Source organism: Arthrobacter sp. JCM 19049, from assembly GCF_001310435.1.
Window position 1 is genome coordinate 1 of sequence record NZ_BAXF01000438.1, and the last position, 1,824, is coordinate 1,824.

The 1,824-nt window shown below is 67.1% G+C and carries 2 pseudogenes; both read left to right on the forward strand.

The features are described from left to right. Nucleotides 1-137 (forward strand): annotated as a pseudogene (locus JCM19049_RS20925) (aquaporin family protein); the annotation flags it as partial. Between the two features lie 153 nt (nucleotides 138-290). Continuing rightward, nucleotides 291-1,814: pseudogene (gene glpK, locus JCM19049_RS13140) on the forward strand (glycerol kinase GlpK). Nucleotides 1,815-1,824: the final 10 nt, after the last annotated feature.

The window sequence follows — 1,824 nt, forward strand, 5'->3', positions numbered from 1 at the left end:
CTCGGTCCGCGCCTGGCGCACGCCCTGCTGCCGATCCCGGGCAAGGATCATCGGACTGGGCCTACTCCTGGGTCCCGGTTGCCGGACCGCTCATCGGCGGTGTCCTGGGCGGTCTTGGTGCCGCCGCGCTGTTCTAGAACCTTGAGCTATCGGCGGGGATCGCACAAGCTGGTCTCAGGCAGGTGCCCGCACCGGCCGCGGCCGTGACCCCACTGCCCGGCCCCCTCACCCGAGGGGGCCGGGCATCGAGGAAAGAACAACGTAGTTTTTTAGCGAAAAGAGAGTGAACCATGAGCTCGAAGTACGTCATCGCCATTGATCAGGGAACCACCAGTTCCCGGGCGATCGTGTTCAACCACGCCGGTGAGGTCATCTCCGTGGGCCAGCTGGAACACGAGCAGATCTTCCCGCAGGCCGGATGGGTGGAGCACGACGCCACCGAAATCTGGAACAACGTGCGCGAAGTGATCGGCCAGGCCCTGTCCAAGGCGAACCTGACCCGCCACGACATCGAGGCGGTGGGCATCACCAACCAGCGTGAAACCACCGTGGTGTGGGACAAGAACACCGGTGAGCCGGTGTACAACGCGATCGTCTGGCAGGACACCCGCACCCAGCAGATCGTCGACGACCTGGCCGCCGACGGGGGAGTGGACCGCTACAAGGACAAGGTCGGCCTGCCCCTGGCCACCTACTTCGCCGGCACCAAGATCAAGTGGATCCTGGACAACGTGGACAACGCCCGCCAGCGCGCCGAGGCCGGGGACCTGCTCTTTGGCACCACCGACACCTGGGTGCTGTGGAACCTGACCGGCGGCACCGACGGCGGCGTGCACGTCACCGACGTCACCAACGCCTCACGCACCCTGTTCATGGACCTGCGCACCCGCGCCTGGGATGAGCAGATCCTTGCCGACTTCGGGGTCCCGGCCTCGATGCTGCCCGAGATCCGCTCCTCCTCCGAGGTCTACGGCACCGTGCACACCAACCAGCTGCTGCGCGAAACCCCGGTGGCCGGCATCCTGGGCGACCAGCAGGCCGCCACCTTCGGGCAGGCCCGCCTTCACCCCCGGCTCGGCGAAGAACACCTACGGCACCGGCTGCTTCCTGATCTTCAACACCGGCAATGAGATCGTCAAGTCCTCCAACGGGCTGCTGACCACCATGGCCTACCAGCTGGGCGACGCCGAGCCGGTGTACGCACTGGAAGGCTCCATCGCGGTGGCCGGCTCGCTGGTGCAGTGGCTGCGCGACAACATCGGATGATCGCCACCAGCGCCGAGATCGAGGATTTGGCCGCCCAGGTCGAGGACAACGGCGGGGTCTACATTGTCCCGGCGTTCTCCGGGCTGTTCGCCCCGTACTGGCGCTCCGAGGCCCGTGGGGCGATCGTGGGCCTGACCCGCTACGCGAACAAGCACCACCTGGCCCGCGCGGCCCTGGAGTCCACCGCCTTCCAGACCCGTGAGGTGCTGGACGCGGTGAACGCCGACGCCGTGGACCCGCTGACCGAGCTGAAGGTCGATGGCGGGATGGTCGCCAACGAGAACCTGATGCAGTTCCAGGCCGACATCCTCGGGGTGCCGGTGGTGCGTCCGAAGGTCACCGAAACCACGGCGCTGGGTGCCGCCTACGCGGCCGGGCTGGCCGTGGGCTACTGGAAGGACCTGGGCGAGTTGGAGTCGAACTGGTCCGAGGACAAGCGCTGGGAGCCGAACCTGGACCCCGAGGAGCGCGAACGCAAGCTGCGCCTGTGGAAGAAGGCGGTCACCCGCACCTTCGACTGGGTCGACGAGGACACCCGGCACGTCTAAAGCCGGTCAG